Raw genomic sequence first — 24,788 nt, forward strand, 5'->3', positions numbered from 1 at the left:
TGACCATAGTCAGATGCCTGGAATATGGTATAGCATGACGCTCAATCAGGGAGATGGTACGCATGTCGACAGGCGGATTGCCCGCCCGGCGTCTCGTGATCGCCACAGACCAATTGAAAAAACTCCAGGCGCTTGATGCCTGGAGCTCGGAGTTTATCGACGTTCGAATGGAAGATGGAAACAAGGAATGGAAGGGCAAGCTTCGCCACCGCGGCGGCCACACAAGGAACTATCCGAAAAAATCGTATGAGATCCATCTGGAGGACGGCACCATTCGGCACTGGAATGCAGAGTATGATGATCCTTCCATGATCCGCAACGCCCTGTCGTTTGCATTCTTCAACCGATCCAAGGCTCTCGCCCCGAAGACAAAGCACTGCTGGCTGGAGTGGAACGGAGTACCGATGGGGGTCTATCTGGAGATCGAGTCGGTTGACCGCGCGTTTTTCCGCAAGCGCAAGATTTTGTGCCGCTCTATCTTTTATGCGGTCAATGACAACGCCAATTTTGGACTCGCGGACCCGGAGACAGGTCAAAGGAAGGCCTCGCTGTGGGAAGGCTACGAGCTCATGCTGGGCGGCCGTGACTCGCAGAAGCGATTGATCAGCTTTATCCGTGGATTGCATCGACTCTCAGGCAGTGGACTGCGCAAGCATCTGACAGAGCGGCTGGACATTCCGGTCTATCTGCGATGGCTGGCTTGTGCCGTGCTCACTGGCAATTATGACGGTTTTGAACAGAACTATACGCTTTACGAGGGCGGGAGCAGGAGCGTCTATCGCATGATGCCATGGGATTATGAGGGCACCTGGGGCCGCAACTGCTACGGCCAGCCGTGCGAGATTGATCTGGTGCGCGTTCAGGGCTACAACAGCCTGACCCGCAAACTGCTCGGCTTCTCCGTCTGGCGCAAGCAATATCAATCAATTCTGAGAAGCTTGCTGGAAACCGAATTTACCGAACAGGTGCTGATGCCGCAGATAGAGGCGATGCACTACAGCATCGCCCCTGCCATTGCTATCGATTCGACCCGCAAATGGGACTACCACGTGTTCGCGGCAGAGCCTGCGTACATCCGCGAATACATCAGAGACCGCCGTGCTGTCGTCCTGGAGGAGCTGAAGCGGTGGGAATCGGATAGTAATCAGAAGATTCCCATGCTCAGATAACGCTCGCCGGTGTCCGGAGCGATACACAATACACGCTTGCCGGCGCCAAGCCGCTCCGCCAGCTTGATAGCCGTCCATACTGCGGCCCCCGATGAGGGTCCGAGCAGCAGTCCTTCCCGGCGGGCCAGGTCCCGCATCGTCATCAATGCATCCTCATCGGACACCTGGACGATCTCATCGAAGATTGAAGTGTTCAGGATCGCCGGGATAAAGCCCGGACTGGTACCGACCAGCTTGTGAGGCCCAGGCTGGCCGCCCGATAGGACGGGCGAGCCTTGCGGCTCGACTACGGCGATATGCAGATCTGGGAGCTGCGATCTCAATGCTTCACCGGTTCCCGTCACCGTCCCGCCTGTACCGGCTGTTGCAACAAAAGCATCCAGTCTTCCGCCGGTCTGCCGGATAATCTCACGCGCTGTAGTGATCCGGTGAATATCCGGATTGGCTAGATTCTCAAATTGGTTGGGAATGAAGCTGCCGGGGTGCTCCTGCTGGAGCTGCAAGGCTTTGCGGATGGCTCCCGGCATCCGCTCGGCTGCCGGGGACAATTCGACTGTCGCTCCGTAAGCCTGCACCAGCCGGATCCTCTCCTGTGTCATATTGTCAGGCATGACGAGGATCAGCCTGTAGCCCTTGGCGGCTGCATTCATGGCCAAACCGATGCCGGTATTGCCGCTCGTCGGCTCGATGATGACCGCGCCCGGCTGCAACACGCCGCGCCGCTCAGCATCGTCTATGAGCGCAAATGCGGCCCGGTCCTTGACGCTGCCGCTGGGATTAAACCGCTCCAGCTTGACCAGCACCTCGGCATGAGCGGGATCCGTCATCCGGTTCAGCCGGATCACCGGCGTATCGCCGATCAATTCCGTAATATTGTGTACAACCCGCATGATCGTCCGTTCCTCTCTCTTCCATAATTACGCTAGTTACGCTGAGCCGACTATGTCAGCTCCCGCCGCTGCAGATATCTGCGGATGAACAGCCAGCCGAAGACCGGCATGACCCCCACTCCCAGCAGCAGCCAGATCAGCGCGGCGGGTTCGCTCGTCTGCGACACAAGCACCAGATAAGCGCCCAGGCCGATCAGCCGGCCGGCGACCAGCCCCAGTTCCCGCAGCACGATGTATTCTTCCCGATGGCTCGCCGCCTCCGCCGTCGCCCCGATCCTGTCGAACACGGAAGAGGTCATCGGGATGGAGTATAGCGGCAGGAACAACGCTGTCCCGATTCCGAACCATAATAGTGTAACGTAATCCAGCCGCCAAATGAGCGGCAGGATAACCAGCGTTAGCATGATGACACCAAACAGCATGGCCTTGCTGCGGCTCCTCATCGTCAGCAGTCTGCCGACCAGCAGGAAGGCACATAATCCGACAAGAGATGTCCATAAGGAATAGTTGCCCAGCATCCTCTCGTCGCGGCTGACCAGATACACCAGAAGACCGATCAGAAACAGAAACACGCCTTCTCTCACGCCTTGTGCCGTCAAGGACAGGAATACCGCCCGCCAGCCGGGGTCGCCGCCCCGGAATTGACGGAAGCCGTAAAACCAGCTATAGCGTCCAGCGGTCTTGCGCTTCCTGAGAAGGAAGCTAAGCACGCCAGCGATGCCGAAAATACATAGCGACAATGTAAAGATAAGCCGGTAGCCTGCATTCCCCGCATAAGCAACAATCAGCATCCCGGAGATCCATGGCGCGATGATGCCTGCACCCGAGCCAAGCAGCCCAGCCCAGCCGTTAAACTTGTCCCGGTTGTCCGGCTCAGTAATCTCGAAATAGACAATGTTGTAAGCAAGCCAAAAAAAGCCCGAAGCCAGACCGCTTAGCGCCCCCAACGGTATGATAACTTGCAGCGCCGTCTGTCCAAGGAGCAGTATCGCGCAGTAGAACACGCCGGACAACACGATGCCCAGGCGCAAACTGTTCATTTTGTTCCGCTCTTTAACCCATTTGCCTGCCACCCAAAATGTCAGCCCCGAGACCACATACTGGAACAAAGTGAACCAGCCGATCAGCATGAAGGATTGACTCGTCTTCCATAGATACACAGGCACGAAGGTGCCGGAAAGCGCCGTGGCTGCCGCATACATCCCTTGAACGGTCAATAGAAGAATCGCTTGCCTGTCCAGCGCACCTTGCCGCCTGCCGGACGATCTTGCCTGCTCGTCCGACAGATCGTCCGCTGACTTCGTGCTGCGGATCCAGTCATACAGTCTGGCAGCAATGGTTGTCTTCCCTTGCTCCATACAGCGTTCCCTCCTCTTTCGCGAGTAACCTTAGGTAAGGTACCCCAAAGGAGGCCGGGTCATGCCGTCAATCTCAGTTTGGAGCCTCGCCGAGCTGGCGGATCAACCGCTCGCGGTCAGCCAGCGATACGCGCTGCTGGAGCTGGAAGCAGGTCGGACAGACGTATTCCACAGCTACGTAAGGCTTGGCCAAAAGCGGCAGTTCGGTTCCGGGTACAGTCGCCGGCTCATACCCGCTGCTCTCCTGCACAGTTTGCCTGCCAGTCTCCATCATATACTCCCGGCAGGACGGACACTCCGGCACCTCTTCCTGCTGCTCCAGCAGACGTTCTACCGATGCCTGGAAGGCGAGCAGCGTCCGGTTCGTGCGGCGGAATCCGGACGCTTCTCCGGAATCTGACACGTCCTCATCCATCGCCTCGTCCCCTTCCTCCAGCTCTGGAAGCAGATCATCCGTAAGGGAGAGCTCATCCGCCTCTTCTTCCGCTCCAAGCTGCAACGTTCGATAGCCTTTCAGTTCATTCTCGCAGTGGGGACAGTATTCCTCGGGCCCCAGTTCATCATCCCATATGATCTCCGTATCACACCACGGACACACGACCGTCTCTTCCACTTTGCAGCAACCTCCTTAATCTAGACAAATACGAAGATTTTAAACGACCACTTACAAAAGGTATATGATCCCGAGCGCAAAAAACACGATTCCTGCGCACAGTAAAATGCCCCATAAGTATTTCAAAATCCGACAGCTCCTTCTCTGCTACTGCATACCGGAAGCCAGTACGGTGGCGCCGATAATATAAGAAAGCGAGATCGAGATGATCATCGCGATGAAGCCTACCGCACGGTTATCCTTCTTGATTTCTTCGTCGATCCGGAACACCGGAGTCAGGAATTCAAAAAGAAAATAGCCCGCGAGGAGGATAGCAAACCCGAATCCGGCCCAGATCATGCTCTGATAGACGGTCTCATTGGCTTCAATAGAGAAACGAAACACGTTGCAAATGCCGAAAATCTTGCCTCCGGTGGCCATCGCTACGGAAAGATTGCCTTTCTTTATCTCCTCCCAGCAGTTGTAGCGGGCCACGATCTCAAAGAGGAACAGGCAAATAATCAAAGCTACCACAGCAACTGACACATCGGCAAGCGATGCAATATAAGGATTATCCAGCAGCCAATCCACCTCCTCGAGCATGGCTCACACCTCCTACTTGAGCTCGGCTACGGTTACCCCGTTGCCGCCTTCGCCGTAATTGCCGAGCCGGTAGCTCTTGACATGGCGATGCTTGCGCAGATAGTCGGAGATCCCGCTGCGGAGCACGCCCGTGCCTTTGCCGTGGATAATATAGATCTGTCCCATATTGGACAGAAAAGCCTCATCCAGAAAACGATCCACCTCGATAAGCGCCTCATCCAGAGCGGCCCCCCGCAGATCAAGCTCCGAACGGACCTGGTCATCCTTGGTCCGCTTCAAGCTGGCCGCCTGCTGGGGCTGCTTCGTTTTGGGCTGCTTGCGGCTGACCAGCTCCAGATCGTCGATACCGACCTTCATCTTCATGATGCCGAGCTGCACCAGCGCCTCTTTGCCGCTCAGCTCGACCACATGGCCTTTTTGGTTAAAGCTGTGCACGAGCACTTCATCGCCCGCCTCGATCTTTTGGGCCGTCTTGGCAGCGGCCGTACGTTTACGGGGCTGCTCTCCCGGTGCCGCTTCATCCAGCTTGCGCTTGGCTTCGATCAGCTTGTGTTCCTTCACCGAAGCGCCCTCTTCCAGAGCCAGCTTGCGAAGTCCGGCGATGATCTCTTCCGCTTCTCTGCGCGCTGCAGCCACCGCTTGCCGACCTTCTTCATTCGCCTTCTCCAGCAGCTTCTCCCGCTGCTCCTCGAATTTGCGCTGCTGCTCCTCCAGCTTGGCCCGCTGCGACTCGATCTGCCGGCGCAATTCCTCAGCTGTTTTGCGATCGCGCTCAGCCTGCAGCCGATCGGACTCCAGGGAAGCGATCATATGCTCGACTCGCATGTCCTCGTCGCTGACTTCGCCCCGCGCATGATCGATGATGCCCTTGTCCAGACCCAGGCGTTCGGCGATCGCAAATGCGTTGCTGCGCCCAGGTACACCGACCAGCAGTCGATAGGTGGGACTGAGCGTTTGTACATCAAATTCCATACTGGCATTAATGACGCCGCTGCGATTGTAAGCATAGGCTTTGAGCTCGCTATAGTGCGTAGTCGCCACCATCCGGCATCCGGTTCGATGAATATGCTCCAGCATCGCAACGGCAAGTGCCGAGCCTTCGGCCGGATCTGTCCCGGCGCCGAGTTCGTCCAGCAGCACCAGACTTTTCGGTGTCATGGAACCCAGGATGCGGATAATATTGGTCAAGTGACTGGAGAAGGTACTCAGATTCTGCTCAATGCTCTGCTCATCTCCGATATCGGCGTAGATCCCATCGAATACACAGAGCTGACTGCCGTCTTCTGCGGGTACGAACAGCCCCGACATTGCCATCAGGCTCAGCAGGCCGATCGTCTTCAGCGATACTGTCTTCCCTCCTGTATTGGGTCCGGTGACGATAATCGTCGTGAAGTTGTTGCCCAGCTCGACATCCAGCGGCACGACGGAATCAGGTGCAATTAACGGGTGTCTGCCGCGCTTGATCTTCAGGAATCCTCTGTCATTCATCCGGGGGAGCGTGCCTTTGAGCACATGAGCAAATCTGGCTTTGGCGAATGCAAAGTCCAATTGTCCTAGCAGGTCCAGATCAGCTGCCAGATCGAGCTCGTATTCCGCGACCTGACTTGTCAGCATATGCAGGATCTTCTCGATCTCGCGCTGCTCGCCGGCGCGCAGCTCGCGCAGCTTGTTGTTCATCACGACGAGCGCTTCCGGCTCGATAAACAAAGTGGCGCCGGAACCGGACTGATCATGGACGATGCCGCCGAAGTGAGAACGGTACTCCTGCTTGACCGGGATGACATACCGGTCATTGCGCTGGGTGATGATCGCGTCCTGCAGCATCTTCTGCACCGAGGAGGAGCGGATCATCTGCTCCAGCTTCTCCCGGATCCGGCCTTCTCCCTGCCGCAGCTCGCGGCGGATTGCGGCCAGCGCAACGCTGGCGCTGTCGATCACTTCAGCGTACTCATTGATACAGGAGCCGATCGCATCCTCAAGCGCTTTCGATTCCGAGATCTGCTCCGCTATCGTCGCCAGCAGCGGGATCGGATCGTCCTCATGCAGCTGGGCGATGTGTCGCTTGACCCGCCGTGCCCCGCGTACGGTTGTCGCGATATCGAGCAGCTCCGCGCTGCTCAGCATCCCGCCGATCCGGGCACGATGCAGCGACGCGGCGATATTGACGATGCCCCCGAACGGCGCGCTGCCCTTCAGCCGGTCAGCCTTGTAGGCTTCATCTGTCGCCTGCAGCCGTCGCTTGACTTCTTCGAGATCAGCTGCCGGAAGAAGCTCCTCCACCCGTTCCTGTCCGAGCGTGGTCGCCGCATGCTGCAGCAATGTATGTTTAATTTTGGGATATTCTAGCGTAGCCAAAATTTTGTTGTCCAACCCCGACACAACCCCTTTCGTTTTCTATTATAGCGGATGAACTCCGCCGATGCCATGACTGGAGAGGAACGGAAGGCAGTTTTCGTTTGAGCGCATTGATTTTCCATAGATGGGGAAACTGAGGAGGCAACCGCTCTACACCATAGAACAAGGAGGACTGTCACCTATGCGTTTTCTCGGACATGTGATCCGCTTTATCGTAGCCGCCCTCGTCCTGATGGTCGTCGGCTGGATCGTTCCGGGCTTCAGCATCGGCGGATTCTGGAGCGCTCTGCTGCTGGCGCTGGTTATCGCTGCACTCGGTTGGATCATAGAAGGCATCTTTGGGAAGCGTGTCACGCCGTTTGGGAGAGGGATCGTCGGGTTCCTCGTCAGCGCGCTGGTCATATGGCTCGCCCAGTTTATCGTTGGCAACTTTGAAGTCACGATCCTTGGCGCCATCCTGGCTGCCCTGCTGATCGGCATCATCGACCTGTTCATCCCGGTGTCGACACCGTACGATGCAGGACGCAGCCGGAGCTAACTTTTTTGCTCGCTGAGCGGCAAGAGCCTCTGTTCCGTATTGGAGCAGGGGCTTTTGATGGCGTGCGCACCACTCGTTCATCATTTGTTCATACTACCTTCAATAGTTAGACACCGACTTAGTCGATTGTATAGACTATAATGGAAATGTCAGTAAAACCTAATCCGGAGGGGAATCCATATCATGAAGAAACAATTATCGGTAGCCGTAACATCACTTGCACTCGCAATCATGCTCGCAGCCTGCGGCGGCAATGACGGCGGGACAGGCACGAATAATACACCAGTTAATGCTCCGGCAGATACAGAGACAAGCCAAGGTGCGGCATCGCAAGAACTGGTTATTGAAGCAACCAACTTCGAATTTGACCAAGCCGAATACCGTGTAAAACAGGGCGAGCCGGTTCAAATTACACTGAAAAGCCCTGACGGCAACCACGGCATCTCGATCAACAACACGGATGTCAAGCTTAAAAAAGACGAAACTGGAACGTTTACGTTTGACGCTCCCGGCGAATACCAGATCATCTGCAACATTCCTTGCGGCAACGGCCATGCCAAAATGGTCAGTAAGCTGATCGTCGAAGCATAAGCAGGCATGCTCGCCCACACGGGCAATGCCATTAAGTTATTTAAGCTTAATGGCATTGCCCTCACGGAGCGGGCTTTTTTTAAGCTTGATCCGCAAGGCGGGGGATCCCGGAAACATATACGCATATATTTGGACAAAACCTGCTCATGCAGGTTGGCACTGCGATACGGACACAATAGGCGCTATTTTGCACAAAAACCCGCCAGGAACCGGCCCTGCGGACTGACGATCCGTTATTTGCTGGTTTGATGCCCGTTAGCCCCCGTTTCTAGACCGATAACGGATCCTCTGTCCGCAAGCAGCTCTACAAACACGCCCATGCTCGAAATAGGTGCTGCTGTGTCCGTTCGTGAGCGAGTACTCCCCTCAGCGGTCTTCTTCCATATTCCATCAACCTACTTATCCACATCCAAAGTGTTGCATAATATTCTAAACAACAAGAAAGAGCAGTACCAGGACGCCCATGGTACTGCTCTTTTCCATAACCGTGTTGCATCTCTACTCTAGCTTTGCTCGATAAGTTCGATCCATTCGTTATACTCCGTCTGCAGTTTGTTGTACTCCGTCCGCAGTTTCATATGCTGTTCCCGCAGATCCTGAAAATCGTCCTGGATCGAACTGGCTGTCAGCTCAGCCGTCTTCATGACTTCGAGCGTCTCATTCAGACGGTCAAGCTCGTCACGGGTCTGCTCGATTTGCTGGTGCAGCTGACGCTTCTCCTCCTGCAGCTCGAGCTCGAGCTCGCGCCACTCATTCTCGGCCTGCTGGTAGTGTTCTGCCGCCTGCTCCGCTTGGTCAGTCCGGAACCGAAGGGCTGTCAGCTCTTCGTTCAGGGCAGAGATTCGTGCCGCTTCCTGTCCGGTCGACTGCCGGGCTTGCTCAAGTTGGTCTCTCAGCTCCGATATTTCCTGCTGCTGCTCCTGCAGACGGCCCTGTAGCTCCGCTAGCTGGCGCTGCTCTTCTGCTGCGCTGCCGCGGCTCTCCTCCAGTTGTCGTTTGAGATCCGTTGCTTCCTGCTCCAGACTAGCACGAGCTTCGGTCAACTGCTGCTCAGCAGCTGCCAGCTGGGTCTGCAGCTCAGCCTCGCTTGCTGCCGCACACTGCCGAGCCTCTTCCTGCTGCGCCTGTGTCTGGGAGAGATCACGCCGCAGCTGGTCCAGCTCCTTGCTTAACTCCCGCTCACGTACTGAACGCTCATGATCCTGCTGCTCGTAGACCTCCAGCAGCTCCTTCAGCTCCAGAAGTTCGCTCTCCCGTTCTGTCAAGCGGGAGGCCAGCTCCTGACGTTCCTCACCCGCAGCCTGTGCCAGGCGCTGCGCTTCCAGCATCGACAGTTGCGTCTGCGTACGCTGCTCCCTCAGCTCAGCGAGCTCACCCTTGACACTGCTAGCTTCCCCAGCCAGCTCTGTCAGCTGCCGCTGCGATGCTTCGAGCTCTGCCTGCAGACCAGCTGCCGCTTCTTCTCTGGCGGCGATGAGTTCCTGGGCTGCTCTGCTGTGGCGCTCCGCTTCTTCACGCTGTCCGCGCTCCCGCTCCAGTTTCAGACCAAGCTCGGCTGCACGCGCAGCATTCTCCTGCTCGGTCTGCTCGTACGCCGCGAGCAGCTCGCTGAGCTCCGCCGCTTCCCGTTCGCGATCGGCAACCCGCTCCTGCAGCTCTTCTGCCTCGCGGCGGCTGCCATTCAGCTGTTCCTGGAGAGCAGCTGCGGACAGCTCGCGTTCCTCCGCAAGTGCCAGCGCCTCCTCAAGCCGCTGACGATCCTGCTCCAGCTCGACCTGCAGTCTGCTGCGGTCCTCCTGCTCGGTCGCATAACGTTCCCGTTGTTCTTCTGCACCACGCTGTGCCTCGGCCAGTTCCTGCCGCAGCAACACACCAGCTTGTTCACGCTCGGCAAGCTCACGCTGCAGTGCTTGGGCCTCTTGCTCGCGCTCCGCCAGACGAGACTGCACGGCGTCCACCGCCTGCTCGAGCAGCTCCAGCTGCGACTGCAGCGCCGCTGCTGTGCTGCGGCTCTCCGTCAACTCGCTGCGCAGCGTCTCTTCGACGCCTCGCTGCTCCTCCAGTTCGGCGCGTGCTGCGTCCGCCTGCCCGCGGCTCTCGGAGAGCTGGCTCTGCAGCTCCTGGAGCTGGCGCTGACCAGCCGCTTGCTGCTCCTGCAGCGATTCGATCTCCATCATATATTCCATCGTCTGATCTTCTGCAGCCTGCAGCTGTTCCTGCTGCTTGGTCTGCTCTGCCCGGGCTTGTCCCAGCTCTTCAGCCAGCTGGCGGCCACGGCCGGTCAACTGCTCGGCCTGCTGCTCCAGCTCCGCTACCCGCGTCTGCAGTCTGGCCGCAGCCTCTTGGTAAGTCGCCGCCTCTTGCTCCGCTGCAGCCTGACTCTCGGCCAGTTCACGCTGCAAAGCCTCCAGTTGCCGCTGTAGTTCAGACTGCCGGCTCTCAAGCTGTTGCAGTTGTGTCTGGGCCGCTTCTGCCTGCTGTTCGGCCGCATGACGGGCTTGCTCCAGCCCCTCTAGGCTGGAACGGAGCGTTTCTTCCTGCTCCATCGCCTGCATCATGCCGGCTTCTGCAGCCTCCAGCCGCTCTTGTAAAGCTGCGACAGCCGATTCGCGCTCCTGCTCCGCAGCCGACAGTTTCTCCTGCCACTGGATCTGCAGCTCCTGCAGTCTCTCGCCAGACTGGGTGCGCTCTTGCTCAAGCTCAGCCAGCTTCTGTTGATGCGTCTCTTCGAGACGTTTGCGTTCTTTCTGATGTGTCTGATGCAGCTCCTCGAGACGCTCCCGGTGACGGGCTTCCAGCTCCTTGCTCGACTGTCTCTGCTGCTCCAACTGCTGTTTAACCTCTTCCAGACGGCTGGCCCACTCTGCTTCAAGCTGTTCGGCTGCATGGCTGTGTCCCTTCTCGAGCGCCTCTTTCTCCTGCTGCCACTTCTGTTCCTTCTCGCGAAGCAGATTGTTCCAGTGCGATTCCCGGCTTTCATACTTGTCACGCCACTCGGAATTGCGGTTCTCCTCCTCGCCGATCAGCCGCTGCAATTCGGTGCGTTCGCGCTTCCAGACCGCCGCAGACTCGTCGAACAGCGTCTGCCAGACACCTTCACGCCGGGACAATTCTTCCTCTTGTTCGACCTTCAGCTGTTCCAGCAGCTCCGCACGGGCGGTCTCCGCTTCGGCCCGAAGCTGCTCGAGCGCTTCGGCCTTGGCCGCTTCCGCCTGCTGGAGCTGCTCAGCATGCGCCGCTTTCAGAGCTTCCTGCTGCCCCTGCTGCTGCTCCTGGCGCTCGCGATGCTCACGCTCCAGTCGCTTGCGTTTCTCCTCCGCCTCCGAAGATTGCGCTTGCAGCTGTTTCTGCAGCGCTGCCTCTCGCTCTCCGGCTTCGCGCTGGAGCTGCGCGCGCATGTGCTCCAGCTGCCGCTTATGCTCCGACTGCTCGCTGCGCAGCGACTCTTCCGCTCGGGAGACGGCATCGGACAGCTCTTGGCGCTCCGACTGCAGCTGTGCCTCGCGCTCCTCCAGCTGCTGGGCAAGAGCCTGATACTCCGCTTGCCGCTCGTTCAGCTTCGCACTATCCTCTCTGAGCCGATACACTTCATCGGCCATATGCACGGCCGCGAGCACTGCGATTCGCGGCAGATCCAGACGGGGATAGCCCTTCGCGAGCTTATTCATATTTTCGTCGACCATGGCGGCTACACGCTTCATCTCGTCGATGCTCGAGTCTCCTGCCAGTTTGTATTGATGCCCATATATATCAACCGTAACACGCGTACGCTGATTGCTCATTCGGCTCTTACCTCCTATTCGCCAGCGTGGAAAAAGTCACATCGCTGTTCACTTGGAACTACTTCGATGTGACTTTGTGTTTTCCTGCCTATTTTCTCAATTCGGCTCCAAAAGATTCTTCCAGTTCGGAGACGACCTTGCCATGCAGCTCAGACACTTCCTCATCGGTCAATGTCCGCTCAGGATGGCGGTAGACAAGCGACAGCGCGACGCTCTTTTTGTCCGCTCCCAGCTTCTCTCCGGTATAGATATCGAACACCTCGACCGACTCCAGCCACTCCCCGGCCGTCGCCGAGATCGAAGCTGTGAGCGCACCGGCTTCAACCGCGCGATCGACGACGACGGCGATGTCCCGCCCGCTGGCCGGGAAGCGCGGCAGCGCTTTGTAGACGATAGCCGAATCTGCCGCGTCATACAACGGCGCCAGCTCGATCTCGAACAGGTAGGTGTCCTGCAGATCGAAAGTACGCTGCTCTTCCGGGTGCAGTTGGCCGACATAACCGATCCTCTCCAGGCCCCGTCCGGTCTCGAGCAGCACCGCTGCCGTCCGTCCCGGGTGGAAATGCGCCGGAGCGGCTGCCTCGTAGCGGATGCTTCCCGCAACGCCGAGGAGACGGAAGCACTCTTCCAGCAAACCCTTGGCATCGTAGAAGTCAACCGGCTCGGCTTTGACATTCCATTGGCCCCGTCGTCTGCTGCCTGTGAGCAGACCCGCCAGACGGTGTTTCTCGTGTGGAAGCCGGGTCAGGGTCTCCTCGTCGGTATGGAAGACGCTGCCGATCTCGAATGCCGACACATCATCATTTTTGCGATTGCGGTTATAAGCGGCGATCTCCAGCAGCTGCGGCAGCAGGCTGGTGCGCAGGACGCTGCGCTCTTCGCTCATCGGCATCGCCAGCCGAACCGGCTGCGCCTGCCCGGTCATATCCGGGAACAACCCGGTCTGTGCCGGCGAGGTGAAGGAATAGTTGATCGCCTCATGAAGCCCGGCATTCGTCAGCCGCTTGCGCAGCTCGCGCCGGATAGCCTGCGGTCCTGTCAGCGAGCCTGGCGTCGACGCCCCCTCGATCGGTGTCGTCGGGATATTGTCGTAGCCGTACAAACGGGCGACTTCCTCGATCAGGTCGACATCGCGGGTGATGTCGCCGCGCCGCGTCGGCACGCTGACCTCGAAGACTTCGTCAGCCGCAACTTCAAAAGTGAAACCAAGCCGGCCGAAGATCGTCTTGACCTCCAGACCGGAAAGCGCAGTGCCCAGGTAGCGGTTGATCTTGGCCAGCGAGACCGAGACTACCGCCGGCTCGGCTCCCGCAATGCCATCCTGCACGACTCCCTCGGCGACAAGGCCGCCAGCCAGCTGAGCCATCAGCCCAGCAGCGCGATCCAGTGCCGGTAGGACGCGCTCGGGGTCCACACCTTTCTCGAACCGGGTGCTCGACTCGGAGCGCAGCCCCAGCTGTCGTGAGGTCTTGCGCACCGTACCGCCGTCGAAACGAGCGGACTCAAGCAATATATTCACGGTATCGGATGATACCTCAGTGCCTGCACCGCCCATCACGCCGGCCAGCGCGATCGGCCGCTCGCCGTCTGTGATCACCAGCATGGAAGGATCCAGCTTGCGCTCCTGATCGTCCAGCGTCTGGATCACTTCCCCCTCATGGGCCATCCGGACCACGATGCGGCCCTCAGGGACGAGGTCTGCGTCAAAAGCATGCAGCGGCTGTCCATACTCCAGCATGACGTAGTTTGTTATATCTACAATATTGTTGATGGGACGGACGCCGGCTGCCACCAGCCGGTTCTGCAGCCATAGCGGCGAAGGCGCGATCTTCACGCCCTTGATATAGCGTGCCGCATAATGCCGGCATTGCTCGGAAGCTTGAATAGTCACATCTACATAGTCCGCAGCCTGTTCCGCTGTGTCGATGATCCGGCTCTCCGGCAGCTTGACGTCGAGTCCGGTCAGTGCCGCTACTTCATAAGCGGCGCCAAGCATACTGAGGCAGTCCGAACGGTTCGGCGTCAGATCCAGCTCGAGGATCGAGTCCTCCAATCCCAGCACCTCAGTGATGGGCGTGCCGAGCTCCGTGCCCGCGGGCAGCACCAGGATGCCATCCTGCTGCTCGCGAGGCAGCAGCTTGTCAGGCAAGCCCAGCTCCTTGGCGGAACAGATCATGCCTTGCGACTCGACGCCCCGCAGCTTGGCTCGCTTGATGTTGAGCCCGCCCGGCAGCTTGGCGCCTACAACAGCGACAGGTACATGCTGACCGCTGTCCACGTTGGCAGCGCCGCAGACGATCTGCAGCTCCTCGCCGGTTCCGACATCGACTTTGCAGACGTTCAGCTTGTCGGCGTCCGGGTGCTTCTCCTTGCTCTTGACATAACCGACGACGACGCCTGTGACGCCTTGATTGCGCGACTCCACCCGGTCGATCTCGATGCCGCCGCGCGTCATCCGCTCTGCGATCTCTTCCGCGCTCAGACCGCTAAGATCGACATATTCGTTTAACCATCTATAAGATACGTTCACTTGTCTTCATCCTTCCTCTTCTTCTCAGGCTGCTAATTCCGTGTCACATTCTCGCGAACTGGCTCAGGAAACGGAGATCATTGGTATAGAAATGACGGATATCGTCGATACCGTACTTGAGCAGCGCGATCCGCTCTACCCCCATGCCGAAGGCAAAGCCGCTCACTTCCTCCGGATCGTAGCCGCCCATCTCCAGGACACGCGGATGCACCATGCCGCAACCGAGAATCTCCAGCCAGCCCGTCTGTTTGCACATGCGGCAGCCATGCCCCTGGCACTGGACGCAGGTGACGTCTACTTCGGCGCTCGGCTCGGTGAAAGGGAAGAAGCTCGGACGGAGACGGATCTGCGCCTGCTGGCCGAACATCTGCTGCACGAACTGCAGCAGCGTCCCCTTCAGGTCGCTCATCCGGATATTCTTGTCGATCACCAGACCTTCGATCTGGTTGAACTGAAACGAATGCGTCGCATCGTCGTCATCGCGACGGTACACCTTGCCGGGGCAGATGACCTTGACCGGCTTGCCGTTCATCTGTTTCATCGTCCGTACCTGGACCGGAGACGTATGCGTACGCATCAGGATCTCGTCGGTGATGTAGAAGGAATCCTGCATATCGCGAGCCGGATGGTTCTTCGGCAGATTGAGCGCTTCAAAATTGTAGAAGTCCTCCTCGACCTCAGGACCCTCGGCGATCGTATAACCCATGCCGACAAACACATCCTCGAGCTCTTGGGCGACCTTGTTCAGCGGATGAACCGCACCGCTTGCCGGCGCCTTGCCTGGCAGCGTGACGTCGATCGTCTCTGCGCGCAGTCTCGCTTCGGTTTCTTCCCGCTGGAAACGCTCCTGCAGCGCGTCGATAGCCGACTCGATCGCGCCTCTGACATCATTGGCGACTTGGCCGATTACCGGCCGCTCCTCTGCGCTTAAGCCGCCCATGCCGCGCAAGATTTCGGTCAGTCCGCCTTTCTTGCCCAAATACTTGATCCGCAGCTCGTTCAGAGCACCGGGATCGTTTACCTGCTGCAGCGCCTCCAGCGCTTCGCCCCGAAGGGCTTCCAGTCTTTCTTTCATAGCTGTTTCGCCTCCTGATTCCAAATAAAAAAGGCCCTTTCTCCCCGCAAGGGACGAAAGAACCGTGGTACCACCCTAATTCGGACTGCCAAGCACACGAAAAGCACGCGCTGCAATCCCTTAGCCAGATAACGGTCTGATGCCGGCGCCTCCTACAGTTGCATGACGCGGGGCGCCAGCCGTTCAGAGGGCTGCTCCGGAGCGAACTTCGGCAGCCTGATGCTGTGAAGACACTCTCAATCGCGGCGTCCTCTCCCTGTTCAGTAGCACTGCTTACTCTTCTCCATCACTGCATTTGTTATTTGCTTATTATAGCTTACCTCAGCCGTCTCGCGCAAGCTTGGAGATTTCCTTGTCAAGAAGGCTTGCTGGAGTAAGGGCGTGTCATAAATTCCGCTGCGTTTTGTAGGACAGGCATTACGGGATTGAACGTGATTTTGCTGCCGCTAAAACGCTGTATCGCCGTGACGAATCGGTCGCTACTCCAAGTGGATGAAAGGTCAATGGCGTGTCGTTTGAACTCGTAGATGTGATTATGCGGCCCTAGGTTGTAATTAAATGCAGGACATGGATTCAGATTTTGGGCCAGCGGTAAGCTTCCTCATTTTTTGTTGAGCCAATCGCGCAGCTCGGATTCCAGGAAGATGCCTGAATCCAGAGCAATCAACGGTCCTGTACCCGGAGAGGGCTCAGGCAATGACGAGTTAAGCAGCCAGAACGCGATGACGATGCCGATAAACCCAACAGCCAAAGTTGCTGGAACGTGGATGCGTATCTCACGCTGCCACCAAGAGAGCGACGTTTGAGACCGCCTCATAACCTTCTCCATCATCTCCGCTGTAAATTCCACGTCCCTGGTCTCCTCGTCGAGCTGCTCTATGATCTGTACCTTGTTCTTCTCAGTCAAGTTCAACCCTCCTCCTGCAGCTTGTGCTTCAACATCGCCCTGGCTCTGGCCAGCTTGCTCTTAACCGTGCTTGATTTTTCTTGGAGCTGTCCGCTGATGGCGTCTACTGTAAGATCATGGTAGTAGTACAGCACAATGACTTCCCGATATTTGTAAGGCAGCGTTTGGATGACTGCTGCGAGCGATATTGCCTCTGCCGACTCCTCTGGCCCCGGAGTTGACGCCGTCCGCTCATCCCATCCCTTGTCGAGAAAAATCAGCCGCGTCCATGCCGCCCGCCGCATCCGCTGTCTGCATTCGTTTATCGTAATCCTCACAAGCCAAGGTCTTAGCGAGCCGTGATCGTGCAGTTGGCTAATCCTGCGGTATAACGCGATGAATACCTCCTGACTGACATCCTCGGCCCAGTGGCGGTCGCGCAGCAGCAGAAAAGCGGTACGGATGATCATACTGCCATAGCGCTCCATCACCAGACGCAGCGCCTCCTGCTCGCCTTGCAGCAGCCGGGCTGCAAGCTCACGGTCAGTGGGTAAGGTTGACCCCCGACTTTCTCTTGCGTCGTTCACTCCCGCTGCGCATCCCAGTCCAGACTGTCCAGCGCTTGAAGGTCAAAAGCGGTTGGATTCGTCAGCCGGTTCAGATAGCTTAAGGCCAGTTCGTTATTTTTACCTTCCCCTCGCAAGTCTTCCCCGAAAGCATAGATCAGACCAAGCGCGCGTATGGCCTCTTGGTGGTGCTCCTCCTGCTTGTACGCTGCAATAGCCTCCTCCCAGTCGCGAGCCAGGACATGGCGGTCGCCTGCGAGCTGACCTTCGTCAGACATCGAAAATAAAGGCATCTGCCCGCCGTTTGTACCATAGTAGCTGGTACTGCTGCTTATGCGGAGACCTTGCTCGTCGTAGGCATCAACTGACCAGCTGAAGTGACCCCCGGGATACACGACGCCGAGTATCGTCGCGGGCAGCGGACCATCCTCATTCCAATGAATGCCTCTGGCATAGCCCCGCAATTCGGCGATGGTATACACCGCTTCCGTGCCCGGCCAGTCCTCTTGCAGCGAACCCGAAGACGAGCTGAGCAAGCTGCCGTCGCTGCTCAACTCGATAGACTGGATATGCAGCTTATAGCTGACAGCCCCCGGGTAGGGCTCCCACTGGAAATGCAGCTCTTCTTCGCCGATCTCCTCGCCGTTTCCGGGCGCAATCGTCTGCAGCTTTGGCACGAATTGGACATCGAAGGTATGCGTCGTTCCACTCTCCAATGCGAGCACCTCCTGGGGCGCTTCCGCCCTCACCCAGCCGTCTACCTGCTCGGGTGTCAGTCCCACGCCAACTTCATAACGACCGGGTTCGATGTTATAAAACCAGTATTCGCCGTTATCGTCCGTCATCGTAGCCTGATTATACAGGTAGCCTGGACTATTCCAGTTCGATGCGTCCGCAGGCTGCAGATAAACTATCGCACCAGACTGGGGCTCCCCGCCGATCAGCACTCGACCGCTGAGTGCCGGAGAGGAAGACTCTCCGACTTGCGGACGCAACAAGTCAATCCACCGATGGGCTTCCTGGGCCCGGAAAGACGACAGGGCTTCTGTAAACCACTTGAGCGCCTCCGTCCGGTTCCCGTTCTTCAGATAAAGATGCCCTAACGTATATGCGCTATGTTCCTGCGACCAGGGATGCTCCGGATACTCCTGTACCATCTCTTGCGCATACGCCAGCGCCTGCGCGTAGGAGACCTTCCGGTCATTCGCCTGTGAATATCCATGTCCGCTCGGCCGGATATCGATCCGGTCATCATGCATCGGATTTGAATCGATGATCAGACTGACCAATCGGTCCGGCTTGGGATCGTCCCGGATCGCACTCGCAATGCCAACGGTGAGCAGGACCACGGCTAGCCAGAAGACGAGCGTCCCGACTTTAATCTTGATGTACATAGGTTCCACTCCCTCTTGATACCTCTATACTACTAAGATGCATTGGACGCGGCAACCGGTTGCAGTTCGTGCAAAAAAAAACCGGACGGCATAACGCCGTCCAGTGTTGCATCTGTTTATTCGCGTCCGAGCAAAATTCGCGTATACGGCGAATCAACCGGCAGCATGATGATCGTCTCGTCCTGAATCGTAGTTACATAACTCTCCAGCGTACGATACAGCTGATAGAAGTTCGCATCCTTGCCATACGCTTCATTATAAATACGAGCCGCTTCTTCCTCGCCTTCGGCGATGATCATCTTGGCGTCGGACTCTGCTTTGGCGATCAGCTCGCGGGCCTGACGGTCGGCGGCAGCCGTAATCTTGCGAGACTCCTCGTCTCCTTCCGAGAGGTAACCGGCTGCGATCGACTGACGGTCGGATATCATCCGTTCATAGACGCTGTCCTTGTTCTCCTCTGGCAGATCCGTACGCTTGATGCGGACATCGACGATTTCAATGCCGTAGTTCTGACGGTCGGCCGTCTCGGCCACCTCGCGGGTAATCTCCGCGTTCAGGTCGCCACGGGCGGTATTCTCACTAATAATATCCCCGTACTCGATCTCTGACAGCTTACGGCGGACTGTACTGTAGACATTGTCCCCAATCCGGCTTTCAGCAGAGCTGACCGTCCTCAATGTGCGCAAGAACTGCTGAGGACTTGTGATCCGCCACACGGTATAGTTATCAACGATAATCGGTTTTTTGTCTTTGGTGAGAATCTCAGTTGGCTTGTTGTCATCGTAAACAATCTGATATTTCGGTAGCGATGTGGTGGTCTCAATGAACGGAATCTTGAATTTCATCCCCGGGCTGCTGTGGATCTTGACGGCTTCACTGAAGCGCAGCACGACCTTGTATTCGCCTTCCTTGACTATAAACACTGAGGAAAGCAGCAGGATAAGAGCTACAATAACGACAACCAATGCTCCGATACGTTTTACCATTATTGTGCACCTCCCTGTGCTGGCTCATCGGCGGCTTCCGGCTCCGCAGGTGGAGGCGGCGGAGTGGGTGCAGATGCCGGGGGAGGCGTACTTGTGCTTGTTGATGTATTAGAGCCACTCGATTTCAGCAGCTCATTCAGCGGTAGATACTTGACTGTATCGCCGCCGCCATCCGAGATAATGACCTTGGCGCCTGGCAGCACCTTCTCGAAGGTTTCGAGAATCAGCCGGTTGCTGGTGACATTCGGGTTTTTAACAAACTCGTTGTAGACCGCATTGAACTTGGCCACGTCACCTTGCGCATTGACGATCCGCGAATGCTTCTCCGATTCTGCTTGCTCCAGTAAAGCCTGCGCTTCACCACGGGCTTTCGGAAGAATATCATTTACATACTTTTGGGCTTGGTTGATTTTGGTGCTGCGCTGCTCTCTGGCATTCGTAACGTCCTTGAACGCCTCCTGCACTTTGCCGATTGGCGGCTCGATATCCTGGAACTTGACATCGATGATTTGAATCCCTGTCTCATATTGCTCTTGCAGCTCAATCAGTTTGGTTCTCACATCAGACTGGATCGCCGTCTTACCGTCGGTAATCGCAAAATCCAGCTTATTCGAACCGATGACGGAGCGAATCGCCGAGATGGCCGAGTTGCGCAGGAATGTCTCTGAGTCCGAGATATTGTATAGATATTTCTCCAGATCGGCGACCTTCCATTCGACAACGGCATCAGCCGACACAATATTCTCATCGCCCGTAATCATCAGCGCCTCGGAGTCAACCGAGACAAATTCGCCGCCCCGCTCGGTATAGCCGATGTGGATCCGCTGTTCGAGATTAGCCTGCACGATTACCGCTTCCTGGATGGGATAAGGCATTTTGAAATGAAGTCCCGGACTCGAAGTTGTTGATTTATACTCCCCGAATGTAAGGATGGCCGCTTGCTCCTGCTCCTCCACCGTATAGAACGATGATGAGCCGATCATAATAACGACCAATGCGATGACGCCAATGATGATGTTGCGGAACAAATTTTTGGGCACGCCCGGCATTCTTGCCGGTTCGGTGCCTTTTCCCCCCGTGTGTACTTCCATGCTTGTTCTCCTCCCGTTGGTCATTGCTCATAGCTATGCAAACCTGACAACATGTAGTACGCAGGGAACGGTCATGCGTTTCATTTTCATTAGAATCGGTTAATGATTAAGATTTCCTAATAAAATAACCCCACAATTAAAAAAAGAGCCGCCTGGAAATCTCAGTGAATTTCCAAACGGCTCTTATTCCTGTCATTACGCTTTGCGGCCTCGCGTCAGGACGACGAACAGCGCCAGCGCCGAGAGGACTACAGCTGCAATGGCAATCCACAGCGTGGCCGTACTTACACCGGAAGCTGCCGGTGCAGCGGTTTCATCGGCGGATGGCGCATCAACAGCCGGGTCCGCTGGAGCTGACTGACCGGCGCCGGTTGCAGCATCACTGGTGCCCTGGCTGTGCCCGTGACCGTCGTCCTGGGCTTCACCTTCGGTGACTGCAGTCAGCGAGGCAGGCATAGGGGAGTCGGTGCCCGGGGCGCCGATCCACTCCGCTATACTGCCGTCCGCATAGGTCTGGTAGGCGCGCCAGACGAGCTCAGTAGCATCGTCTGCGACCCGGCCCTGCATCCGAAACTCTGTGAATTCGGTATCGGCGAGACCCTGGCCTTCTGCCTTCCAGGTCACATTCATGATGCGGTTATCTGTCTTCTCCAGTTCTGTAACCCAGCCCGCTTTGGGCTCGGTGCGCGTAATGTTGACGCCTTCCGGCACAGCGACACGGACTTCCGTTGTAAACGTGCCTTTCGTCTCGCTGGGGACACGCACGCTGAACACTTCAAAGGAGCCCTGAACCACCTCAGCGGGTCTGACAGTGACATGGGCGCTGGCCACGCTGGCTGTAAACAACATCGCCAGGACAGCCATCATCAGACTGATGCGCAATTGCTTGGTTCCCATATTATCCAACCACCCTGTTTGTGTAGTAACTGCTTCTCTTGAAAGTATAGTCTTGCCGCTGCGCCGCCACATGACTCGATCGGGCTATACGTCGTGACAGCTTTGTGACCAATCGCATCGCTTAACGGGAACGGTTCATGAACCCCTGCTCGTACGCATAACGAGTAAGTTGAACTCGGTTGGCCAGATGCAGCTTCTGCAATATATGCTTGAGATGGTTCTTGACTGTGTGCTCCGAGATGCCTAACGCTTCGGCCACTCCGCGGTTGGACTCGCCCTTAGCTACCCGTGCCAGCACCTCCTGCTCGCGCGGCGTCAATGGCGTCGTTCCGGCCTCATCGGCTGCAGCCACCGAAGCCGCTAGTTCAGCCGGAGCTGTGTCCGCGTGCGCGCCGCCGGGGGTGAATTCGTGGAGCAGCCGGAAGGCCAGCTCCTTGGACATCGGCGCTTCATCGACCGCGACGGCTCTCAGATACTCCAGCCAGGAAGACGGCGTCAGGTTTTTCAGCAGATACCCTTGAGCGCCCCGTTTCAGGGCATCGAAGAGATGCGTGATGTCGTCGGAGACCGTGACCATAACGATCTTGACCTCTGGCGTATCCGACTTGATCCGCCGAGTCGCTTCCAGACCACCCATGCCAGGCATGCTGATATCCATCAGGATCATGTGCGGACGGAGGCTTGCATTGAGCTCCAGGGCATCTTCCCCGCTGGCAGCCTCTCCTACAATCTCGAACATCGCGTCTTCCTCCAGGATGACCCGCATGCCCTCGCGCCCATGCGGATGATCATCGACGAGCAGCACGTTGATCCTGCTTGCGGAGCTGTCTGTCTGCCTTTTCATCGGCGGGCACCTCCCTTTCTCTCGATCTCTACCACTGTACCCCCGTCCGAGCGCATCCGAAGCCACCAGCCCATCGCCTCCGCCCGGCTCTCCATCATCCGCAGCCCGTAACAACCGCGGGCCGTGCGGCGTTCCTCCGTTAGTCCGATTCCGTTATCCTTGATGACGCAGGTGAACCCGTCGGCTGCGGTAGGTCCATGCCCCCAGCAGTGTACTGTTGCCGAGGCAGCCTGGGCGTGCTTCTGGACGTTGAGCAGCGCTTCACGGATGATGGACAGCAGCTCGACCTTCTCTTTCGGAGACAGGTTCGCGTCTGACAACCGCCAGTCGAGCTCGATCGCTATCCCGCTGCCGGACTCGATCTCGCCGGCGAGTGTCTTCACCGACTGCGTCCAGCTCAGGTCGGTAACGACCGGCGCTTCCTTCAGGGCAGCCAGTGACTGGCGGACATCCTCGTAGACATGTCTGACCGTGCTGCGAATCTGTCTCGTCTGAGCCTGGACCTCCTCCTTGCTGTCCATCTGCTCAAGCCGGTCCAGCTTCACCGAGAGCAGGAAGAGCGATTGCGAGATGCCGTCATGCAGCTCCCGCGCCAGCTGCTCCCGCTCCTCCAGCGCCGCCTTGAGCGACTGCTCGCGCCGAAGCGTTTCCTGTGTCGCTTCCAGCTTGCGGAAGAGCTTGCGAAGCAGGGTCAGCGTAACTGCGAGGACGATAAAAGGCGAGAGCAGATTGCCCAGCTCCATGGATAGATAAGGCAGCAGTACCGTATGCCGCAGATACTCCCAGATTCCGATGGTGACCGTCGGAATCCACAGAATCAGCCATTTGATCTGTTTGTAGGTCATAAGGCGCTTCTCCTTCCATCAGCACGAGCCGCCTCCGCTGCCGTCAATAGTTGCGGAAAATCTCTTCATGGACGCGCTCCACATCCTGGCTGTCGCGGATCCGGATCTGAGCCTGCCACTCGCCGGCAAACGGGATATAACGGCCGGTGGCCTGATAGGTCGCTTTGGTAAAGCCGGTGAATGTGTCTACCTCTTCATCATCGTACGGCTCGATCGGAATCTCGATGGCGCCGAGGTCGGACTGGTCCAGCGAACGCAGCAGCAGCGTGACGGATTTGGGCTCGCCCAGCTCGTCCGGCAGCCACACCTTCGTGATGATATGATTGTCCGCACCCGGGACGTTAGGGGTAATCCGCAGCGTGATATGCATCTCCTCGCCCATCAGGTGTTCGGATACCGGCTCATTGGCCGGCAGCGGACTGATATAGGTGAAGATGCCCACCACGGCGATGATCAGCGCCATTAGTACCGCATCAGCCTTTAGCAGCGAGCCTGCCGGCAGATTGCCGCGCTTAATCCGCAGCCGGAGCAGGAAGCCGACCGCGATGACCAGGAGCACCAGACCGGTCTTGATAATCAGCAGCGTCCCCCAGGCGGTATAGAACAGGTAGTCGGGACGCGGGATAAACAGCAGCGCGGACAGCACGCCGGTGATGGTCAGCAGCAGGATCGAGAGCCAAGCTGCCGTCGTGAATGTCTCCGCGAACCGGCCGGCATCCTTGCGCTCTTCGAACCAGAGCGTCAGCAGGAAGAACAAACCGCCGGCCCAGACCGCCGAAGCAGCGATATGGATAAAATTCAAGCCGAGGGAATAGAACAGCGGCTCATAAGCAGACGCATGTCCGCTCCAGCCTTCCAGACCGAGAGCCGTGAGAGCCCATATGGCTCGGATCGCGCGTCCTCCACGGAGCACGAGGAAGCCTAGCAGCGCGACGACGACAATCGCCGCCCAGGTTAGACCGATCTCCGTGCGTGTGAACAGCCGCAGCCAGTCTTCGGATGGCTGGCCGACCATAAGCTCCCGCGAATGAACGAACACATAGAGCAGAGCAGCGACTAGATATGCTCGCATCAGCCAGAGTCCCCAGGAGCGAAAAACGCCGAGCAGCACTTCATTCTTGTTGCGCAGCATCGCGTACCACAGCATCACCCCGGCGGCGATCAGCATCGCCAGGTAATACAAGATCCTGGCAGCGTACAGCGCCAGCTCGGCGGTGGTAAGCTGGGTTGCGGCGGCATGTCCCGTATGCCCCATCTGCTCGTGCAGATTAAAGGAGGACGCGTCGCGCCCCCCGGGCGGGTCGCCGACGACGAAGATGTAGGAGCCCGACACCGGATGGCCATCTGCCGAAATAATGCTGTAGGCGACCGTGTAGACGTCTTCTGACAACTCCGGGATCGCCAGCCTGATCGTCGTCCGGTCATCCGACACGGTCGCCCGTTCATCGGTTACGGGCCGGGACTGCGAATCGAGCACCCTCAGCGAGCCGATCTGGGCTTCGATCTGTTCATTAAAGGCAATCGCGATCTCCGGCGGGCTCTCTTCCATCTGAGCCCCCGGTTCGGGCGTAAACGATTCGGCTACCGCATGGGCAGCCGCCGGCAAAGGCTGGATGAGCCAGCCGGCTGCCATGATCACGATGAGCAACAGCGACAGTATATGTCGGCGCGCGCGCAGACGCGGCGGTACTGCAAATGAATTCAATCGAACACTTCCTCTCTCTCCCTCTGTCCAATGATAGTTTACTAAATCTAGCAGCTGATTCCAACGTCAAAACATTGAACATTCGCGTGGT

Annotated in this window: 20 protein-coding genes; 3 read left to right on the forward strand and 17 right to left on the reverse strand. The window is 57.6% G+C overall.

Features of this window, described 5'->3' with window-relative positions; genetic code table 11:
• Window positions 1-62 precede the first annotated feature (62 nt).
• On the forward strand, window positions 63-1,169 hold the full coding sequence (locus ABC336_RS05465; RefSeq protein ID WP_413237707.1) for a CotH kinase family protein: 1,107 nt from the start codon (window positions 63-65) through the stop codon (window positions 1,167-1,169).
• Here ABC336_RS05465 and cysK read toward each other — a convergent pair.
• The 5 genes from cysK to ABC336_RS05490 all read right to left on the reverse strand — a co-directional run bounded on the left by cysK (window position 1,145) and on the right by ABC336_RS05490 (window position 6,982).
• Window positions 1,145-2,059, reverse strand: a complete 915-nt coding sequence (gene cysK / locus ABC336_RS05470) for a cysteine synthase A (RefSeq protein ID WP_413237708.1) — start codon at window positions 2,057-2,059, stop codon at window positions 1,145-1,147. The genes ABC336_RS05465 and cysK overlap by 25 nt on opposite strands.
• A 50-nt stretch (window positions 2,060-2,109) precedes the next feature.
• A complete protein-coding gene (locus ABC336_RS05475) occupies window positions 2,110-3,417 on the reverse strand; it encodes an MFS transporter (protein WP_413237709.1) in 1,308 nt (435 codons plus the stop codon).
• A gap of 73 nt (window positions 3,418-3,490) precedes the next feature.
• On the reverse strand, window positions 3,491-4,030 hold the full coding sequence (locus ABC336_RS05480) for a hypothetical protein (protein ID WP_413237710.1): 540 nt from the start codon (window positions 4,028-4,030) through the stop codon (window positions 3,491-3,493).
• Window positions 4,031-4,177: 147 nt separating this feature from the next.
• Window positions 4,178-4,612, reverse strand: coding sequence for a DUF350 domain-containing protein (locus ABC336_RS05485; RefSeq protein WP_413237711.1), 435 nt, complete (start codon window positions 4,610-4,612; stop codon window positions 4,178-4,180).
• Between the two features lie 12 nt (window positions 4,613-4,624).
• Entirely contained in the window at window positions 4,625-6,982 is a 2,358-nt protein-coding gene (locus tag ABC336_RS05490; RefSeq protein WP_413237712.1) for an endonuclease MutS2, read from the reverse strand.
• Between the two features lie 166 nt (window positions 6,983-7,148).
• Between ABC336_RS05490 and ABC336_RS05495 the strand changes: the two genes are divergently transcribed.
• Entirely contained in the window at window positions 7,149-7,505 is a 357-nt protein-coding gene (locus ABC336_RS05495) for a phage holin family protein (protein ID WP_413237713.1), read from the forward strand.
• Between the two features lie 183 nt (window positions 7,506-7,688).
• Window positions 7,689-8,096, forward strand: a complete 408-nt coding sequence (locus tag ABC336_RS05500) for a cupredoxin domain-containing protein (protein WP_413237714.1) — start codon at window positions 7,689-7,691, stop codon at window positions 8,094-8,096.
• 503 nt (window positions 8,097-8,599) lie between these two features.
• Here ABC336_RS05500 and zapA read toward each other — a convergent pair.
• From zapA to ABC336_RS05560, 12 genes are all read right to left on the reverse strand, one after another.
• A complete protein-coding gene (zapA, locus tag ABC336_RS05505) occupies window positions 8,600-11,878 on the reverse strand; it encodes a cell division protein ZapA (protein ID WP_413237715.1) in 3,279 nt (1,092 codons plus the stop codon).
• A gap of 88 nt (window positions 11,879-11,966) precedes the next feature.
• Window positions 11,967-14,408 (reverse strand): phenylalanine--tRNA ligase subunit beta, encoded by a 2,442-nt coding sequence (gene pheT, locus ABC336_RS05510; protein ID WP_413237716.1) that lies wholly within the window; start codon window positions 14,406-14,408, stop codon window positions 11,967-11,969.
• A 43-nt stretch (window positions 14,409-14,451) separates the two neighbouring features.
• Entirely contained in the window at window positions 14,452-15,483 is a 1,032-nt protein-coding gene (pheS, locus tag ABC336_RS05515; protein ID WP_413237717.1) for a phenylalanine--tRNA ligase subunit alpha, read from the reverse strand.
• Window positions 15,484-16,084: 601 nt separating this feature from the next.
• Window positions 16,085-16,390, reverse strand: coding sequence for a hypothetical protein (locus ABC336_RS05520; protein WP_413237718.1), 306 nt, complete (start codon window positions 16,388-16,390; stop codon window positions 16,085-16,087).
• A 2-nt stretch (window positions 16,391-16,392) separates the two neighbouring features.
• Window positions 16,393-16,956, reverse strand: a complete 564-nt coding sequence (locus ABC336_RS05525) for a sigma-70 family RNA polymerase sigma factor (RefSeq protein WP_413237719.1) — start codon at window positions 16,954-16,956, stop codon at window positions 16,393-16,395.
• Entirely contained in the window at window positions 16,953-18,329 is a 1,377-nt protein-coding gene (locus tag ABC336_RS05530) for a hypothetical protein (RefSeq protein WP_413237720.1), read from the reverse strand. The genes ABC336_RS05525 and ABC336_RS05530 overlap by 4 nt, the downstream gene beginning before the upstream one ends.
• A gap of 116 nt (window positions 18,330-18,445) precedes the next feature.
• Window positions 18,446-19,315, reverse strand: a complete 870-nt coding sequence (gene hflC, locus ABC336_RS05535; RefSeq protein ID WP_413237721.1) for a protease modulator HflC — start codon at window positions 19,313-19,315, stop codon at window positions 18,446-18,448.
• Window positions 19,315-20,406: an FtsH protease activity modulator HflK gene (hflK, locus tag ABC336_RS05540; protein WP_413237722.1), complete on the reverse strand. Its 1,092-nt coding sequence runs from the start codon at window positions 20,404-20,406 to the stop codon at window positions 19,315-19,317. Before hflK ends, hflC begins: the two co-directional genes overlap by 1 nt.
• 195 nt (window positions 20,407-20,601) lie before the next feature.
• On the reverse strand, window positions 20,602-21,303 hold the full coding sequence (locus ABC336_RS05545; RefSeq protein WP_413237723.1) for a YcnI family copper-binding membrane protein: 702 nt from the start codon (window positions 21,301-21,303) through the stop codon (window positions 20,602-20,604).
• A gap of 121 nt (window positions 21,304-21,424) precedes the next feature.
• On the reverse strand, window positions 21,425-22,147 hold the full coding sequence (locus ABC336_RS05550; RefSeq protein WP_413237724.1) for a response regulator: 723 nt from the start codon (window positions 22,145-22,147) through the stop codon (window positions 21,425-21,427).
• On the reverse strand, window positions 22,144-22,992 hold the full coding sequence (locus ABC336_RS05555) for a sensor histidine kinase (RefSeq protein ID WP_413237725.1): 849 nt from the start codon (window positions 22,990-22,992) through the stop codon (window positions 22,144-22,146). Before ABC336_RS05555 ends, ABC336_RS05550 begins: the two co-directional genes overlap by 4 nt.
• Window positions 22,993-23,035: 43 nt before the next feature.
• Complete coding sequence (locus ABC336_RS05560) at window positions 23,036-24,697, reverse strand: copper resistance CopC/CopD family protein (protein WP_413237726.1); 1,662 nt, start codon at window positions 24,695-24,697, stop codon at window positions 23,036-23,038.
• Between the last annotated feature and the right edge of the window lie 91 nt (window positions 24,698-24,788).

Source organism: Paenibacillus jepli (assembly GCF_047238105.1).
In the GTDB taxonomy this organism is placed as follows: Bacteria; Bacillota; Bacilli; order Paenibacillales; family Paenibacillaceae; genus Paenibacillus_D.

Excerpts from the sequence above, each read along its gene's own strand:
- ABC336_RS05465 (WP_413237707.1), top strand. The coding sequence starts at position 63 with ATGTCGACAGGCGGATTGCCCGCCCGGCGTCTCGTGATCGCCACAGAC.
- cysK (WP_413237708.1), bottom strand. The coding sequence starts at position 2,059 with ATGCGGGTTGTACACAATATTACGGAATTGATCGGCGATACGCCGGTG.
- ABC336_RS05475 (WP_413237709.1), bottom strand. The coding sequence starts at position 3,417 with ATGGAGCAAGGGAAGACAACCATTGCTGCCAGACTGTATGACTGGATC.
- ABC336_RS05485 (WP_413237711.1), bottom strand. The coding sequence starts at position 4,612 with ATGCTCGAGGAGGTGGATTGGCTGCTGGATAATCCTTATATTGCATCG.
- ABC336_RS05495 (WP_413237713.1), top strand. The coding sequence starts at position 7,149 with ATGCGTTTTCTCGGACATGTGATCCGCTTTATCGTAGCCGCCCTCGTC.
- ABC336_RS05500 (WP_413237714.1), top strand. The coding sequence starts at position 7,689 with ATGAAGAAACAATTATCGGTAGCCGTAACATCACTTGCACTCGCAATC.
- zapA (WP_413237715.1), bottom strand. The coding sequence starts at position 11,878 with ATGAGCAATCAGCGTACGCGTGTTACGGTTGATATATATGGGCATCAA.
- pheS (WP_413237717.1), bottom strand. The coding sequence starts at position 15,483 with ATGAAAGAAAGACTGGAAGCCCTTCGGGGCGAAGCGCTGGAGGCGCTG.
- ABC336_RS05530 (WP_413237720.1), bottom strand. The coding sequence starts at position 18,329 with ATGTACATCAAGATTAAAGTCGGGACGCTCGTCTTCTGGCTAGCCGTG.
- hflC (WP_413237721.1), bottom strand. The coding sequence starts at position 19,315 with ATGGTAAAACGTATCGGAGCATTGGTTGTCGTTATTGTAGCTCTTATC.
- hflK (WP_413237722.1), bottom strand. The coding sequence starts at position 20,406 with ATGGAAGTACACACGGGGGGAAAAGGCACCGAACCGGCAAGAATGCCG.
- ABC336_RS05545 (WP_413237723.1), bottom strand. The coding sequence starts at position 21,303 with ATGGGAACCAAGCAATTGCGCATCAGTCTGATGATGGCTGTCCTGGCG.
- ABC336_RS05550 (WP_413237724.1), bottom strand. The coding sequence starts at position 22,147 with ATGAAAAGGCAGACAGACAGCTCCGCAAGCAGGATCAACGTGCTGCTC.
- ABC336_RS05555 (WP_413237725.1), bottom strand. The coding sequence starts at position 22,992 with ATGACCTACAAACAGATCAAATGGCTGATTCTGTGGATTCCGACGGTC.